The sequence below is a fragment of the Nocardioides maradonensis genome (assembly GCF_054777115.1).
Genome location: NZ_BAAHAZ010000003.1, coordinates 213114 through 227578, shown reverse-complemented (window position 1 = coordinate 227578; position 14465 = coordinate 213114). Strand labels below are relative to the sequence as shown.

Below are 14465 nucleotides of genomic sequence, written 5' to 3'. Positions count from 1 at the left end.
TCTTGTCAGAGCATGAAGAGGCACCTCATGTCCAGCGCTCCGAGACTGACGCCACACGAAATCCCGTGAGTCGTCCAGCGTTCTTGAAGGAGAAGCCCATGATCCGACACGTGTTTTCCTGGCGGGTGGCCGAGGGCCACAGCAACGATGACGTCATCGAGCTGCTGAACACGCTGCGCGAGCCGTACCCGTACATCAAGTACTGGGAGCTCGGCGCGCACGAGGGCGACCCGGGCGACAACGGCGCCCCCTTCAGCGGCGTCCTCATCAACGACTTCGCTTCGTGGGAGGACCTGCAGCGCTACTCGATCGACCCCTTCCACCTCGAGGTCGTCGCGAAGCTCAAGCCGCAGCTCGCCGAGCGAGCTGTCGTCGACTTCGTGCGCGAGGGCGAGTGATGGGGGCGCAGGCCGGGATCAAGGTCGCGACGAGCCCCTGGGGGCCCGACGACGAGCTCGGCGCGCTCAACCACCTCACCCCTGAGAAGTCGGCGGCGGTGCTGGCCCGGGTCGACGGCTCGCGCTCGTACGACCTGAGCATCGACTACTTCGTCGGCATGCCCAGCTTCCAGGCGGCGGGCGACCCGAGCTACCAGATCTACATGAGCCACACCCCGGCGGGCACGGTGGTCGACAACCTCAACGGCGTCGGCGATGCGGTGAACCGCCACGTCTGCTACTCGGGCGACGTGATCTTCATGTACACCCACACCGGGACCCACATCGATTCGCTGAACCACTTCGGTGTGGACGGACAGATCTACAACAACTTCAAGGCCGAGGAGAACCTCGGTAGCCGCGGCTGGGTCAAGGGTGGCGCCGAGGTCATCCCGCCGATCATCACCCGCGGGGTGCTGCTCGACGTCGCGAAGGTGATCGGTGTCGACTGCCTCCCGGACAGCTACGCGATCACCGTGGAGGACTGCCAGAAGGCCCTCGCCGCGGCGGGACTGACCCTGGAGCCGGGCGACGTCGCCTTCGTGCGGACCGGACGGATGCGCTACTGGCCCGACGGTTCCAAGGTGCTCGGCAACCCTCCGGGACTCAGCCTCGAGGCCGCGAACTGGCTGACCGGTCAAGGCATCTCAGCCATCGCCGCCGACCAGGAGTGCGTCGAGGTCGGTCCGTCGCAGCACGAGGACAACTGGCTGCCCGGCCACTGCCACTTCCTGGCCGAAGCGGGCGTTCCGATGATCGAGCTGGCCAACCTCGAGGAGCTGTCGCGCGACGGTGTCGAGGAGTTCTGCCTGATCGCCGCGCCCATCCGGCTGCGCGGCGCCAGCGGCGCCCCGCTACGCCCCATCGCCCTGCCGCTCCGAGCCAACTGACCGACACACGACGAGGGGAAGCACCACGACCATGAGCATGCCGAAGGTAGCCATCATCGGCGGGTCGATCGGCGGACTCACCGCAGCCAACCTGCTGCGCGACATCGGCTGCGACGTCGACGTCTACGAGCGCACGCCACAGCTGTTGTCCGGGTTCGGGACCGGGATCGTGGTCCAACCCGAGCTGGTCCGCTATGTCGTCGAGCGTGCCGGAGCAACACTGGACGACGTCAGCGTGCCGAGCTCGTCGATGCGGTACTACGGCGCGTCGACCAGCGTGTTGACCGGTGAGGTCGACGCGGAGTGGCGCTTCACGGCGTACAACGCGATGTACCGGCAGCTGCTGGATGCGTTCGGCACCGAGCGCTACCACCTCGGCAAGGCGCTTTCGGGCCTTCGTCGGGAGCACGGCCGGACGGTCGCCGAGCTCGCAGACGGAGAGGTCGTCGAGGCCGACCTGTTCGTGTGCTCGGACGGTGGCGGCTCTGTCGCGCGTGCTGCCCTCCTCGGCGTGATGCCGACGTACGCCGGCTACGTCACCTGGCGGGGCATGGTCGACCGTGCCGACGTGTCGGCTGAGACGTGGGAGTTCTTCCAGGACGCCTTCAGCTACGGGCTCCTCGACGACAGCCACATCATCGCCTACCCGATCCCCCAGGTCTCTGCCGAAGGCCGGCTCACCGGGGACGCCCGTCTCAACTTCCAGTGGTATTGGAACGTCGCGGAGGGCCCTGCCCTGGACGACCTCATGACCGCGGCCGACGGCGTGCGCCGCCCGGTCTCGGTCCACCACGAGGCACTCGCCCCGCACAACCTCGACGAGTTCCGTGCACGGGCGGCGCGGGAACTCGACGGCCCGTTCGCCGAGCTGATCGGGTCGGCGTCGAAGCCGTTCGTGACCATCGTCTCGGACGCCTCGATCGACCGGATGGTCTTCGACGACGTGGTCCTCATGGGTGACGCTGCGATCACGCCGCGCCCCCACGCCGCGGCCGGTGCGGCGAAGGCGTGCTCCGACGCGTGGGGCCTGGCGGACAACCTGGCGGCGACCGGCGGCGACGTCACCGCGGCACTCGCGTCCTGGGAGCCCCGTCAGCTCCAGATCGGCCACGCCTACCTCAACAAGGTGCGGGCGATGGCGGCCGTGCTCCAGCACGGCGGAGCCTTCCCGCCGGGTGCGCCGGAGTACCGGTTCGGGCTGCCTCAGCCACAGCTGCAGTAGCGCCTCCTGCGCGGCGTGATCGGCCGAGTCGCGGGCCTTCCGCCGGCGTCCGGCAGTGCCAGGATTCCCATACGAGCAGATAGAAGGAGACACAACGATGCAGTTGCTTAACGAGTTCGAGGTGGCACTGCCGCCGGAGCAGACCTGGACCCTCCTGACCGATCTGGAGAAGGTCGCGCCCTGCCTACCCGGCGCGTCGATCACCTCGCGCGAGGGCGATGACTTCCTGGGCCAGGCCAAGATCAAGGTGGGTCCGATCACGGCGCAGTACAAGGGGGTTGCACAGTTCACCGAGCTGGACATCGACAACCGCCGGGCCGTCCTACTGGCCCGCGGCAAGGATGCCCGCGGACAGGGCGACGCCACAGCCACCGTGACCGCCACGCTGCACCCCAACGGCAGCGGCACCCGGGTGAGCGTCGAGACCGAGCTGGCCCTCACCGGCAAGGTCGCCCAGTTCGGGCGCGGGGTCCTGGCTGACGTCAGCGGCGCGCTGATGGGTCTGTTCGCCCAGCGTCTGCAGGAGATGGTCGCCGCCGAGGGACTCGCGCCCGCCGCGGCCGGCACCGTCCACCCGTCGGCACCTGCCTCTGCTGCTGTGGTAGCCGCGGCTGCTCCGGCGATCACCCCCGCCGCGGCACCGCGCCCGGCCGACGACGAGGTGCTCGACGTCCTCGCCCTCGCGGGCGGCATGTCGTGGGCCAAGGCGATCCCCGCGGGCGGCACGCTAGTGGCCGTCGGCGCGGCCCTGATCAGCGTGTTCGCCGCTGGATACGCATCGGCCAAGGCGCGATCCGTAGGACGCTAGCCGGGCGTGCCCGAGCTGGCGGACGCAGGAGAGGAAGATCGTGAAACCACCGAAGTTCAGGTACGTCGCTCCGACGAGTGTCGAGGGTGTGGTGAGTGTCCTTGCTGCCGAGCCGGACGCGAAGGTGATCGCAGGCGGCCAGAGCCTCATGCCGCTGCTGGCCATGCGGCTCGCCGGACCCAGCGTGCTGGTCGACCTCAAGGATGTTCCCGGGCTCGGGCGGATCCAGGTCGCCGGCGACGAGGTGCGGATCGGCGCGCGGGTGACACACCGGGTGATCGAGGAGTCGGAGGCCCTTGCTGGGGCGTTGCCGCTGCTGCCGTACGCCGCCCGGTACATCGCCCATCCGCAGATCCGGTCGCGCGGTACCTTCGGCGGCAGCACGGCCCATGCCGATCCGTCCGCCGAGTGGCCGACCGTGCTGCTCGCCACGGAGGCCACGGTCGACGTGGTGGGCTCCAACGGTCATCGGGCGATCGCCATCGACGACTTCTTCACCGGTCCGTTCACCTCATCGATGCAAGCGGATGAGGTCCTCGTCGGCGTACGGATCCGACGCGAGGAGCGCCGGTGGTCCTTCCAGGAGGCGGCCCGCAAGGCCGGCGATTACGGCCTTGCCATCGTGGTCATGACCGCTGACGTGGCGGGCGGCGCCGTCAGCCGGCCCCGGGTCAGCGTGGGTGGCGCGGTCGGCACCGTGACCCGGTTGCCCGAGGTCGAGGCGGTCCTCGAGGGGGCCGAGCTGGGGGAGGAGCTGGCCCGCTCCGCAGAAGCAGCAGCCGCCTCGAGCCTCGAGCCGATCTCGGACATCCACGGCAGCGCAGCGTTCCGGCGTGCGCTCGTCGGAACGCTCACGCGCCGCGCAGTACTCGATCTCAGCGAAGGAGCCTGACGTGTCCACGACCCCCGACGACCTCCACTCGATCGCAGTGTCCATCAATGGTCGCACCTACCGCAGCACGGTCGAGGCCCGCCGAACGCTCGCCGACTTCATCCGGGAGGACGCCGCTCTCACCGGCACCAAGCTCGGTTGCGAACACGGCGTGTGCGGTGCGTGCACGGTGCTCGTCGACGACCTGCCCGCCCGCTCGTGCCTGATGCTCGCGGTGCAGGCCGAGGGTCGGCTGGTCCGGACCGTCGAGAGCCTGTCGGACGGTGCCGAGCTGAACGCCCTCCAGCAAGCCTTCCGCAACAACCACGGTTTGCAGTGCGGGTTCTGCACGGCCGGCTTCCTGATGTCGGCCACCTCGCTGCTCGAGACCAACCCGACCCCGTCGCGCGACGAGATCGTCGAGACCGTGTCGGGATCGCTCTGCCGCTGCACCGGCTACCAGACCATCATCGAAGCCGTCGAAGAGGCAGCTGCCGCCGGGCAGGAAGGGACCGAGCGATGAAGGAGTCCTACGACCACCTCCGGACGCCGAAGGTCGCCGCGCGGTCGATCGGGACCCGGGTCCTGCGCTCGGAGGATCCCCGGCTGCTGAGCGGCCGCGGCCAGTTCCTCGCCGACGTGACCCTGCCCGGCGAGCTGCACGTCGCCTTCGTCCGCTCGCCCGTGGCACATGCGCGGATCACCAGCATCGATGTCTCCGGCGCGCTTGACCTACCGGGGGTCTTCCTCGCGTGGACCGGAGCCGATGCGCTGCAGCACAGCGAGGGCCTCGTCGGCGAGTTCGCCGTCGAGGGGTGCAACCCGACGACGATGCCGCTGCTCGCGCACGACGAGCTGTGCTATGTCGGAGAGCCCGTCGCGGTCGTCGTCGCCGAGTCGAGGTACGTCGCCGAGGACGCCGCCGAGCGGGTCGAGTGGGACTTCGAGGAGCTGCCGGCCGTCGTCGGGGCTGACGCCGCAGTCGCGGTCGAGGCGGTCGCCAACGGCCAGCTCCCCGACAACGTCGGCCTGTCCGGAGGCGACACCCACGGCGATGTCGTCGGGGCCTTCGACGCCGCCGAGACCGTGGTGCAGGGCCGTTTCTACACCTGCCGGGTGTCGGCGGCCCCGATGGAGACCCGCGGCGTGATCGCGACCTACGACTGGGCGTCGCGGCAGCTGAAGGTCTGGACCGGGACCCAGATGCCGCACTACCTGCGGTACTGCCTGACGGCGTACCTCGGCTTTCCGGAGCAGGGCATCGAGGTCATCACGCCGGACACCGGCGGTGGCTTCGGCCAGAAGGCGCACGTGTACGTCGAGGAGATGCTTCTGCCGCTGCTCGCGCGCGAGGTCGATCGGCCCGTGAAGTGGGTCGAGGACCGTCGGGAGAACCTCATGGCCGGGACCCACGCGCACGAGCAGTACGTCGACATCTCCTACGCGCTCGACGGCGGAGGACGGATCACCGCGGTGCGCACGCATGCCCTCGGTGACGGTGGTGCGTACCACCAGCCGCCGTGGTCGATGGCCGTGGAGCCCTGGTGTGCCGCCGTCATGACACCGAGCGGCATGTACGACGTACCGGCCGCCGAGTACTCCTACAAGGCGGTCGCGACCAACAAGACCCCGGTCGGTGCCTACCGCGGCGTCGGCTACATGGCGGGCACGCTCGCTCGGGAGTGCCTCGCGGACGACGCGGCGCGTGCCCTGGGAATGTCCCCGTTCGACTTCCGCCGGCTCAACGTGGTGCGCGACTTCCCGTGGACCAACGCGCAGGGCATCGTGTACGACGAGGGCAGCTGGCTGGAGACGATCGACAGCCTCGAACGGATGGTCGACTACCCCGCCTTCCTCGAGCGCCAGGCGAAGGCGCGTGCGGAGGGACGCTACCTGGGCCTCGGCCTCAGCTGCTTCGTCGAGAGCAGCGGCGAGTCCACCGCGACCAGCCAGAAGCACGGCCTGGGCGATGTCTACCACGACACCGCGACCGTGCGGATGGACCCGAACGGTACCGCGACGGTCACGATCGGGCTCACGGCGCAGGGCCAGGGTCTTGCCACGACGATGGCTCAGATGGCCGCGGACACGCTCGGCATCGCCGTGGAGGACGTCACGGTCCACACGGCCACCTCGACCTCGCACGCCTACGGATCGGGAACGGTCGGCAGCCGTGGTGCGGTGATCGCGGGTGGCGCGGTAGCGCGGGCTGCAGGTGTGATCCGCGAGAAGGTGCGGATCGTCGCTGCCAACCTGCTCGAAGCCGCCGTGGACGACATCGAGCTCGCCGACGGCAAGGCGTCCGTGGTCGGTGCGCCCGACTCCGCTCTTCCCATCTCCGACGTGGCCACCTCGATCTACTTCGACATGTCCTCGTGGCCCGATGACTTCGACCCGACGTTGGAGGCGACGCTGGCTTACGACGCCGCGCGGCCGATGTTCAGCAACGGCGGTCACGCGATGATCGTCGAGATCGATCCCGACACCGGCTTCATCCGGTTCGAGAAGGTCTTCTCCGTCGAGGACTGCGGCACCGTGATCAACCCGAACATTGTCGAAGGTCAGATCCGTGGCGGGGTGGTGCAGGGCATCGGTGCCGCGGTCTTCGAGGAGCTCGCGTACGACGAGTCGGGCCAGCTGCTCGCCACGACCTTCCTCGACTACGGCCTGCCGACCATGGACGTCTCGCCTCCCTTCGAGATCCACCACCTGGAGACCCCGTCCTCGCACACCGCCTCCGGCGTCAAGGGCATGGGGGAGTCGGGGCTGATCGCCTCACCCGCGGCCGTGCTCAATGCCGTCAACGACGCGCTGGTCCCCTTCGGCGTCGTGCTGCGCGACCTTCCGCTGACGCCCGAGAAGATCCACCGGGCGATCCACTCGCACCGATCGGAGACCACTGCATGACCTCCCTCGTCCGGCTCGCCCTGGTGCAGGTCGGGTACGGCGACGACGAGACCCTCGAGTCGCGCGTCGACCGTGTCACGGCACAGCTCGATGAGCTCGCCGACGTCGACCTCGTCGTGCTGCCCGAGCTGTGGGCCCACGGCGGCTTCGCGTCCGACCGGTGGGCCGCCCAGGCACAACCGATCGACGGCGCGCTCGTGCGACGCCTCCGCGAGGTGGCTGCCCGTCGCGGCTTCTGGTTGCACGGAGGCTCGATCATCGAGAGCGCTCCGCCCGGCGCCGATCGCGGGCGAGAGGGCCGGGGGCTGTGGAACACCTCCGTCCTCATCGGGCTGGACGGCGAGCTGCACGCCACCTACCGCAAGATCCACCGGTTCGGGTTCGGCGACGGAGAACCCCGCTTGCTCGAGGCCGGGACCGAGCTCGCTGTCGCCGACCTTGAGATCGGGCACGGCGACGTACGTGCCGGACTCGCTACCTGCTACGACCTCCGCTTCCCCGAGCTGTTCCGGGCCTTGCTCGATCGCGGTGTCGGACTCGTCCTCGTCCCCGCTGCCTGGCCGCTTCCGCGCGTCGAGCACTGGCGGCTGCTCGGGCGCGCCCGCGCGGTCGAGGACCAGGTGTGGATCGTGCAGTGCAACACCGCCGGACGACACGCAGGCCTCACCATGGGCGGCCACAGCCAGGTGGTGTCGCCGACCGGCGAGGTGGTCGCGGAGCTCGACACCGACGAAGGGGTCCTCCTGGTCGACATCGACCTGGACCTGATCGGCGAGACCCGAGCGGGGTTCCCCGTGCACGAGGACCGCCGACTGCGTTCGTCCTGACAGTTCGCTTCCTGCGGAAGACGCCAAGGCGCACGGGCGGATCTGTCCGGATCCGCATAGGCGTTCACCGGCGATGAGGACGACTGTTCGGTGACCTGAATCACTCCTCTCGCATTGAAGGCGGACAGATATACTACTCAGTCCTCGGCACGGGCCTCATGGGCTCCGCGGTCGCCCGTGCCCTCGCGGCAGCGCCCGCGTCGACCGGTGCCTGGAACCGCACGACCGCTCGGGCAGAGGTGCTCGCCGACGCCGGCGTGACCGTGCACGACGACGTCGCATCCGCCCTCGCGGACAGCGACGCCGTGATCCTCATGCTCGTCGACCTGGACGCGGCGCTGGAGGTTCTGGACGGTCATCTCCCCGTGCTGCGTGGCAAGTCCGTGATCAACCTGATGTCAGGAACCCCGACGTTGGCCACGCGGGCGGCCGAGCTCATCGAGAGCCACGGCGGGCGCTACCTCGACGGCACGATCCAGTGCTACCCCTCCGACATCGGGGGAGCCGCCTCGCTCGTCAACTACTCCGGCGACCGGACGGTCTGGGACGAGCACGAGTCGGCGCTGAGGGCCATCGCCGGCGGAAGCGTGTACGTCGGCGAGGACCCGGGTGCGGCGAGCGTCCTCGACGCCGCGCTCGCGGGCACCTTCTACACCGCCGGCTTAGCGGCCTTCTGCGAGGCGTTGGCCTTCCTGCGCGGGAGCGGCATCGACCCGTCGCGCCCCGAGGTCTCGCTCGACTACTGGTTCGACCTCTTCCGCGCCCAGGCGACCCAGCTCGTGTCCGAGCTCGCCAAGGAGGAGTTCGCCAGCAGCGAGGCGACCATCGACATCTACCTCGGCGCGATGCGTCAGTGGCAGTCGACCATGCAGGCCGCAGGCCAGCGGGGAACCATCATGGCCGCCGCTGTCAGCAACCTTCAGACCGCCGTGGATCGGGGCCACGGTGCTGACGGATTCATCGCCCAGGTGCTCACGGCATCCGACCCGGCCTGACGGCCACCCCTCCCAGGAGTACCCACATGACTTCATCGAAAGCCCCCGCCATCACCGAGACGGCCGGTGAGCTCAAGGGCGAGCTGACCGCTCCGAAGATCGCCGTCATGGTCGTCGCGGCAGCCGCCCCGATGTCCTGCGTCGTCGGCATCATCCCGCTCAGCTTCGCCCTCGGCAGCGGCGCCTCGACGCCCGCCGCCTTCCTCATCGCCGGACTCGTCCTGCTGCTCTTCTCGGTCGGCTACGCGGCGATGAGCCGCCGGATGAGCAGCGCGAGCGGCTTCTACCAGTACATCGCGAAGGGCCTGGGCAAGCCGCCCGCGGTCGGGGCTGCGCTGGTCGCGGTCGTTGCCTACAACGCCGTCGCGATGACCTGCGTCGCGGGTGTCGGCTATTTCGGCTCGATCCTGTTCGACCAGTGGTTCGGCTGGAACGTCAACTGGTCGATCATCTCGTTGGTGTGCGTCGTCCTGGTGGGAGCACTTGGCTACCGCGAGATCGACGTGGCCGCCCGGGTGCTGGTCGTCCTGCTGGCAATCGAGGTCTCGATCATCCTCATCCTCGACGTGGCGATCGTGGCCCACAAGGGCCTGCACGCCTTCCCGATGACGATCCTCGCTCCGCAGCACGTGTTCAGTACCGGGTCCTTCGCGCTCGGCATGATGTTCGCCCTGCTGTCCTACATCGGCTTCGAGTCGGCGGCGCTGTACGGCGAGGAATCGCCCGACCCGCGTCGCACGGTGCCGCGCGCGACGTACCTCTCGGTCATCGCAATCACGGTGTTCTACTTCCTCTCCACCTGGATCGCGGTCGGCGCGATCGGGCCGGACCAGGTCCAGACAGTTGCCAACACCCAGCTCGTGGACACCTTCTTCAACCTCAGCGACACCTACGCCAACTCTGCGGTCACCAAGGCCATGGACGTCACCTACATGACGAGCATGCTGGCCGCGACCCTCGCGCTGCACAACGCGGCCAACCGGTACCTGTTCACCGCCGGCCGGGAGCGCCTCCTGCCGTCGTGGGTCGGCGCATCGCACCCGCGCTTCGGCACGCCCTCGCGGGCGCGCCTCGTGCACTCCGTCGTCGCTCTCGTGGTGGTCGTCATCGCCGTCTCCTCCGGGCTGGACCCGTATCTCGACGTCGTGACCACCATGACGGGTCTCGGTGTGCTCGGTGTGGTCCTGCTCCAGGTGGCGGCCGCGGCGGCGATCGGCCTGTACTTCTGGCGGACCGGTGAGCGGCTGGTGTGGACGCTGGCCTCGACGGCTGCGGCGTTCGTGTGCCTGTCGGCGTTCGTGTACCTGATCCTCAAGAACTTCAGCACCCTCACCGGCCTGTCGTCCACCTTCATCAACTCGCTGCCCTGGGTGCTGCTCTCCATCGCAGTCGGCGGCACGATCTACGGCGTGTGGCTGCGCCGCAGTCGCCCCGACGTGTACGCCGGGATCGCCACCTCCGAGGTGAGCGGGGAGCCCGTCGATGCGTGATGACCTGTTGGTGGGCTCGCTCGCCGGCACCGTCGTGATCGTGACCGGGGGCGCGTCCGAGCATGGCATCGGACGCGCCACCGCGCGGTTGCTGGTCGCGCGTGGGGCGAACGTCCTCGTCGGTGACCTCCTCGACGCGAAGGCGAGCGTCGAGGACGACCTCGGACCGTCGGCGTCGTACCACCGCCTCGACGTGAGCTCGCCCGAGCAGTGGTCATCGATCGTGGACACCGCGGTGCAGCGGTACGGCGCGGTGAACGCGCTCGTGTCCTGCGCGGGTATCGCCACCGACGGCTCCATCGAGTCCACCACGCTGGAGGACTACGCCAAGGTCGTCGCCGTGGACCAGACCGGGGTATGGCTCGGGATTCGCGCCGTCGCGGCCGCCATGCGTGCGGCGGGCGGCGGATCGATCGTCAACGTCTCCTCGGTCTCCGGAGCCGTCGGGCAGCCCTTGCTCGGCGCCTACAGCGCAGCGAAGTGGGCGGTACGCGGCATCACCCGGCAGGCGGCCAGCGAGCTGGCCGACGACGGGATCCGCGTCAACACCGTCATGCCGGGCTTCATCGACACGATGATGGGCGGCCAAGGCTCGGGCCAGCGGGAGAGCATCCGGGCGAACAAAGGGCACTCCGGCGCCTCCGTGCTCCTGGGCCGGATCGGCGAGCCAGAGGAGGTCGCTCGTCTCATCGGCTTCCTCGTCTCCGACGAGAGCAGCTACTGCACCGGAGCCGACTTCGTCATCGACGGCGGTCTGCTCGCCGGACCGCTCGCCGAGGCCGCGGACTGGGCCTGACGATGGGAAGGATGGACGGGCGCACCGTCATCGTCACCGGGGCCGCTCAGGGAATCGGCCGCGGTATCGCCGAGGTCCTCGCTCGCGAGGGCGCGCACGTCGTCGTCGCCGACGTGTGCGCCGACACCGATACGGCAGCAGCGATCGCGGCGGCTGGCGGGCAGGCGTCGTACGTCGAGCTCGACGTCACCGACGAGTCCTGTTGGCAACGCGTCGTGGATGATGTCCAACGGCGCCTCGGCGGTCCGCATGTGCTGGTCAACAACGCCGGCCTCGCTCTGCAGCGGAATGTCGTGGACACGACCCTCGAGGAGTGGCGACGGGTACAAGCCGTCAACCTCGAAGGGGTCTTCCTCGGGCTCAAGCACGGCATCCCGGCGATCGCCGCGGCCGGAGGAGGGTCGATCGTCAACATCTCCTCCGTCGAGGGGATCGTGGCCGATCCCGACATGGCGGCGTACGACGCCAGCAAGGGCGGCGTACGGCTGCTCACCAAGTCGGCCGCGCTGCACTGCGGCCGTGAACGCAACCGGGTGCGGGTGAACTCCGTCCATCCCTCCTTCGTGCGGGGACCGCTGACTGATGCCTACCTCGCGCAGCAGCCCGACCCCCAGGCGGCGTACGACGCGCTGGTCGCCGCGCACCCGATCGGCTTCCTGGGCGAGCCCGAGGACATCGGTTACGGCGTGTTGTATCTCGCCTCGGACGAGTCGCGTTGGGTGACCGGGACCGAGCTCGTGATCGATGGCGGCTGGACGGCGACGTGAGGATCGCCAACGTTGACGGGCGCCTGACGATCCGGCTGACCGACGGCGACGTCGATGTCGAGTCGGCCAGTGTCGGACGCTTCGGTGCCGATCCGCAGTCGGTGTTCGCACGCTGGGAGGAGTTCTGCGACTGGGCGCGCGGACCTGCCGTCGGCGCCGAGGTCACTCCGCCTGCCGCCCCCGAGCGGCTCGGGCCGCCGGTCCCCGCGCCCGGCCAGGTCTTCGCGATCGGCCTCAACTATCGCGATCACGCGGCCGAGTCGGGACTCCCGGTGCCAGAGGCGCCGCCGACGTTCACGAAGTTCCGGTCCTCGTTGAACGGGCCGACCGGGGAGATCGCCCTGCCTGGCGGGAACGTCGACTGGGAGGTCGAGCTGGTCGCCGTCATCGGGCGCGAGGCTCGCAACGTCCCCGTCGACCGCGGGTGGGACTACGTCGCCGGCCTCACCGTCGGTCAGGATCTGTCCGAACGCGTCGTCCAGATGGCGGGTGCACTCCCGCAGTTCAGCCTCGCCAAGTCCCACCCCGGCTTCGGTCCGATGGGGCCGGTGCTGGTCACGACCGACGAGCTGGCCGACCCCGACGACCTCGAGCTGGGCTGCTCGCTCAACGGCGAGCCGGTCCAGCAGAGTCGCACGAGCGAGCTCGTCTTCTCGGTACCCGAGCTGGTCGCGTACCTGTCCGCCACTGTCACCCTGCAGCCGGGCGACGTCATCTTCACGGGCACGCCGGCGGGTGTCGGCCAGGGCCGGTCTCCGCAACAGTTCCTGCGCCCAGGGGACGAGCTGGTGACCTGGGTCGCCGGCATCGGTCGGATGCGGCACGTCTTCGTCAGTCACTGACCCACGACGCACGACGAGGCCTCCCGGGCAGCGCCCGGGAGGCCTCGTGTCGTCGGCGGAGTGTCAGTCGGCGAGGACCCAGAACTCCCGGAACCTGGTGTGGAACGTCCACGTCGAGAGGTGCCCGGCAGGAAGGAAGGCCACATCGCCGGCCTTCAGGTCGGCCCGCGAGCCGTTGTCGAGCTCGATCGTCGCCTCACCCTCGAGGACATAGATGATCTCGTTGGTCTCGAGCTCGTACGTCGTTTTCGAGGCCTCGCACTCGAAGATGCCGGCGCCACGCGCGCCGTTCTCGAAGTCCTCGTGAAGCGTGAAGCCACGGCCGGCAGGATCGCCGGCGAGGATTGTGACGCCCTCGGGCTGCCAGGACTCCAGGTTGACGTCGGCCGCGGTGGCGGACTTGATCTCGTTCAGCATCGGTCTCTCCGTTCGGGTAGTGGTCTCGTCGCTCAGGCGCCGAGCTGGTCGGCCAGCCAGTCGGCCATCCGTAGCCGCGGCGCTGGGCCGAGGTTGTGGCAGCAGTGATCGCCGGTCGGCTCGATGTCCAGGACGAGGGGGGCGTTGGCGAGGAGCCGTCGGGTCTCGTCGATCTCGGTGATCGGGATCTCGTCCAGGGCTCCGTGCTGGACGTAGGTCGGGCAGGTGATGTCGCCGAGGATTGGGCGCACGTCCAGGGCGTCACGCACTCGGATCCGGGCCTCCTCCAGGTCGGCCGCCTTGGTGACGTACTTCCAGCTCTGCTTGGTCATCGGGGTCTCGAAGTCCCACTCGTCCATCTGGATGAAGCCACCCCACGAGACACACGCCCGGAACCGCTGGTCGCAGGCCGCGGCCCGCAAGGCGTAGTGCCCCCCGAGGCTGCGGCCGAGGACACCGACGCGATCGGAGTCGATGGTGTCCAGCGTGATCAGGTGGTCGAGCACCCGGCTCGTGTAGCGGTCGTAGTCACCGGACAGGGCCACGTCCTCGAACATCTCCCCCTGACCGGGCCCGTCGAAGGTGAACGTTGCCATGCCGCGTTCGAGGAGCAGGTTCTCGAACAGGTAGCTCTCCTCCTTCGTCGACTCCAGGCCGCCGAGCAGCACCGCGCAGGGGACCGCCGCACCTGGTGCAGTGCCCCGGGGGAGCCGCAGGTACCCGACGATGGTGGTCGCGTCGATGGGCAGGTCGACCCGCTCGGCCGGCGGGTCGAGGAGGGGCGCGGCGCGGTGGTAGAGCTCGGCCTTGCGCTTCTGGCCACGCGGGCGCCGTTCGTCGAACCACAGGAACTGCGCGTACTGGGCGGACATCGACCCGACCCACAGCCAGTACCCGGCGGTCATGTCGTGACCGGCGGCCAGCGCCGCGTCGGCGAGCTTCTCGTAGTGGTCGGCCCGCCCCATCCAGAAGTCGAACCAGTTGACCTCGGGATCGCGGTCGCGGGCGGCCAGCAGGTCGGCGTACGGAAGGCCGTCCATCAGCAGGCGGCCCCAGTTGAGCATCTCCTGCTCGGCGGTCGGGGTGGTGGGTGCGGTCGCTGTCATCTCTACTCCATCGATGGGCTTTGAGCTGCGTCACATCCTGCTCACCGCGGCCTCCGACCCGGTCTACATGATCCGCGAACAATCGGCTCG

The 14465-nt window shown here is 69.3% G+C and carries 15 protein-coding genes; 13 read left to right on the top strand and 2 right to left on the bottom strand.

What is annotated here, in order from left to right; genetic code table 11:
• Positions 1-98 precede the first annotated feature (98 nt).
• The 13 genes from ACYVAQ_RS04685 to ACYVAQ_RS04625 all read left to right on the top strand — a co-directional run bounded on the left by ACYVAQ_RS04685 (position 99) and on the right by ACYVAQ_RS04625 (position 12852).
• A complete protein-coding gene (locus tag ACYVAQ_RS04685) occupies positions 99-398 on the top strand; it encodes a Dabb family protein (RefSeq protein ID WP_460787310.1) in 300 nt (99 codons plus the stop codon).
• On the top strand, positions 398-1327 hold the full coding sequence (locus tag ACYVAQ_RS04680) for a cyclase family protein (RefSeq protein WP_460787309.1): 930 nt from the start codon (positions 398-400) through the stop codon (positions 1325-1327). Before ACYVAQ_RS04685 ends, ACYVAQ_RS04680 begins: the two co-directional genes overlap by 1 nt.
• A 31-nt stretch (positions 1328-1358) precedes the next feature.
• Entirely contained in the window at positions 1359-2549 is a 1191-nt protein-coding gene (locus ACYVAQ_RS04675; RefSeq protein ID WP_460787308.1) for an FAD binding domain-containing protein, read from the top strand.
• Positions 2550-2646: 97 nt separating this feature from the next.
• Positions 2647-3357, top strand: coding sequence for an SRPBCC family protein (locus ACYVAQ_RS04670; RefSeq protein ID WP_460787307.1), 711 nt, complete (start codon positions 2647-2649; stop codon positions 3355-3357).
• A gap of 40 nt (positions 3358-3397) precedes the next feature.
• The gene (locus ACYVAQ_RS04665; RefSeq protein ID WP_460787306.1) at positions 3398-4249 is read left to right on the top strand and encodes an FAD binding domain-containing protein; all 852 of its coding nucleotides are present in this window, start codon (positions 3398-3400) and stop codon (positions 4247-4249) included.
• Between the two features lies 1 nt (position 4250).
• Positions 4251-4751, top strand: coding sequence for a (2Fe-2S)-binding protein (locus tag ACYVAQ_RS04660; RefSeq protein ID WP_460787305.1), 501 nt, complete (start codon positions 4251-4253; stop codon positions 4749-4751).
• Entirely contained in the window at positions 4748-7135 is a 2388-nt protein-coding gene (locus ACYVAQ_RS04655; protein ID WP_460787304.1) for a xanthine dehydrogenase family protein molybdopterin-binding subunit, read from the top strand. The genes ACYVAQ_RS04660 and ACYVAQ_RS04655 overlap by 4 nt, the downstream gene beginning before the upstream one ends.
• The gene (locus tag ACYVAQ_RS04650; RefSeq protein ID WP_460787303.1) at positions 7132-7962 is read left to right on the top strand and encodes a carbon-nitrogen family hydrolase; all 831 of its coding nucleotides are present in this window, start codon (positions 7132-7134) and stop codon (positions 7960-7962) included. Before ACYVAQ_RS04655 ends, ACYVAQ_RS04650 begins: the two co-directional genes overlap by 4 nt.
• 83 nt (positions 7963-8045) lie before the next feature.
• Positions 8046-8957, top strand: a complete 912-nt coding sequence (locus ACYVAQ_RS04645; RefSeq protein WP_460787414.1) for an NAD(P)-dependent oxidoreductase — start codon at positions 8046-8048, stop codon at positions 8955-8957.
• Between the two features lie 26 nt (positions 8958-8983).
• Positions 8984-10447 carry an APC family permease gene (locus tag ACYVAQ_RS04640; RefSeq protein WP_460787302.1) on the top strand — a complete coding sequence of 488 codons (1464 nt, stop codon included), beginning with the start codon at positions 8984-8986 and terminating at the stop codon, positions 10445-10447.
• Complete coding sequence (locus ACYVAQ_RS04635) at positions 10440-11243, top strand: SDR family oxidoreductase (protein ID WP_460787301.1); 804 nt, start codon at positions 10440-10442, stop codon at positions 11241-11243. Before ACYVAQ_RS04640 ends, ACYVAQ_RS04635 begins: the two co-directional genes overlap by 8 nt.
• Before the next feature lie 11 nt (positions 11244-11254).
• Positions 11255-12010, top strand: a complete 756-nt coding sequence (locus tag ACYVAQ_RS04630) for a glucose 1-dehydrogenase (protein ID WP_460787299.1) — start codon at positions 11255-11257, stop codon at positions 12008-12010.
• On the top strand, positions 12007-12852 hold the full coding sequence (locus ACYVAQ_RS04625) for a fumarylacetoacetate hydrolase family protein (RefSeq protein ID WP_460787298.1): 846 nt from the start codon (positions 12007-12009) through the stop codon (positions 12850-12852). The genes ACYVAQ_RS04630 and ACYVAQ_RS04625 overlap by 4 nt, the downstream gene beginning before the upstream one ends.
• Positions 12853-12915: 63 nt before the next feature.
• On the opposite strand, the gene ACYVAQ_RS04620 is transcribed toward ACYVAQ_RS04625, so the two are convergent.
• Both ACYVAQ_RS04620 and ACYVAQ_RS04615 read right to left on the bottom strand, forming a co-directional pair.
• Positions 12916-13269: a cupin domain-containing protein gene (locus tag ACYVAQ_RS04620; protein ID WP_460787297.1), complete on the bottom strand. Its 354-nt coding sequence runs from the start codon at positions 13267-13269 to the stop codon at positions 12916-12918.
• Positions 13270-13301: 32 nt separating this feature from the next.
• Entirely contained in the window at positions 13302-14375 is a 1074-nt protein-coding gene (locus ACYVAQ_RS04615; RefSeq protein ID WP_460787296.1) for an alpha/beta hydrolase family protein, read from the bottom strand.
• Between the last annotated feature and the right edge of the window lie 90 nt (positions 14376-14465).

Bases quoted from the DNA above. Each gene is read 5' to 3' on its own strand.
- ACYVAQ_RS04675 (WP_460787308.1), top strand. From the start codon at position 1,359: ATGAGCATGCCGAAGGTAGCCATCATCGGCGGGTCGATCGGCGGACTC.
- ACYVAQ_RS04635 (WP_460787301.1), top strand. From the start codon at position 10,440: ATGCGTGATGACCTGTTGGTGGGCTCGCTCGCCGGCACCGTCGTGATC.
- ACYVAQ_RS04680 (WP_460787309.1), top strand. From the start codon at position 398: ATGGGGGCGCAGGCCGGGATCAAGGTCGCGACGAGCCCCTGGGGGCCC.
- ACYVAQ_RS04685 (WP_460787310.1), top strand. From the start codon at position 99: ATGATCCGACACGTGTTTTCCTGGCGGGTGGCCGAGGGCCACAGCAAC.
- ACYVAQ_RS04655 (WP_460787304.1), top strand. From the start codon at position 4,748: ATGAAGGAGTCCTACGACCACCTCCGGACGCCGAAGGTCGCCGCGCGG.
- ACYVAQ_RS04640 (WP_460787302.1), top strand. From the start codon at position 8,984: ATGACTTCATCGAAAGCCCCCGCCATCACCGAGACGGCCGGTGAGCTC.
- ACYVAQ_RS04630 (WP_460787299.1), top strand. From the start codon at position 11,255: ATGGACGGGCGCACCGTCATCGTCACCGGGGCCGCTCAGGGAATCGGC.
- ACYVAQ_RS04620 (WP_460787297.1), bottom strand. From the start codon at position 13,269: ATGCTGAACGAGATCAAGTCCGCCACCGCGGCCGACGTCAACCTGGAG.
- ACYVAQ_RS04650 (WP_460787303.1), top strand. From the start codon at position 7,132: ATGACCTCCCTCGTCCGGCTCGCCCTGGTGCAGGTCGGGTACGGCGAC.
- ACYVAQ_RS04615 (WP_460787296.1), bottom strand. From the start codon at position 14,375: ATGACAGCGACCGCACCCACCACCCCGACCGCCGAGCAGGAGATGCTC.
- ACYVAQ_RS04670 (WP_460787307.1), top strand. From the start codon at position 2,647: ATGCAGTTGCTTAACGAGTTCGAGGTGGCACTGCCGCCGGAGCAGACC.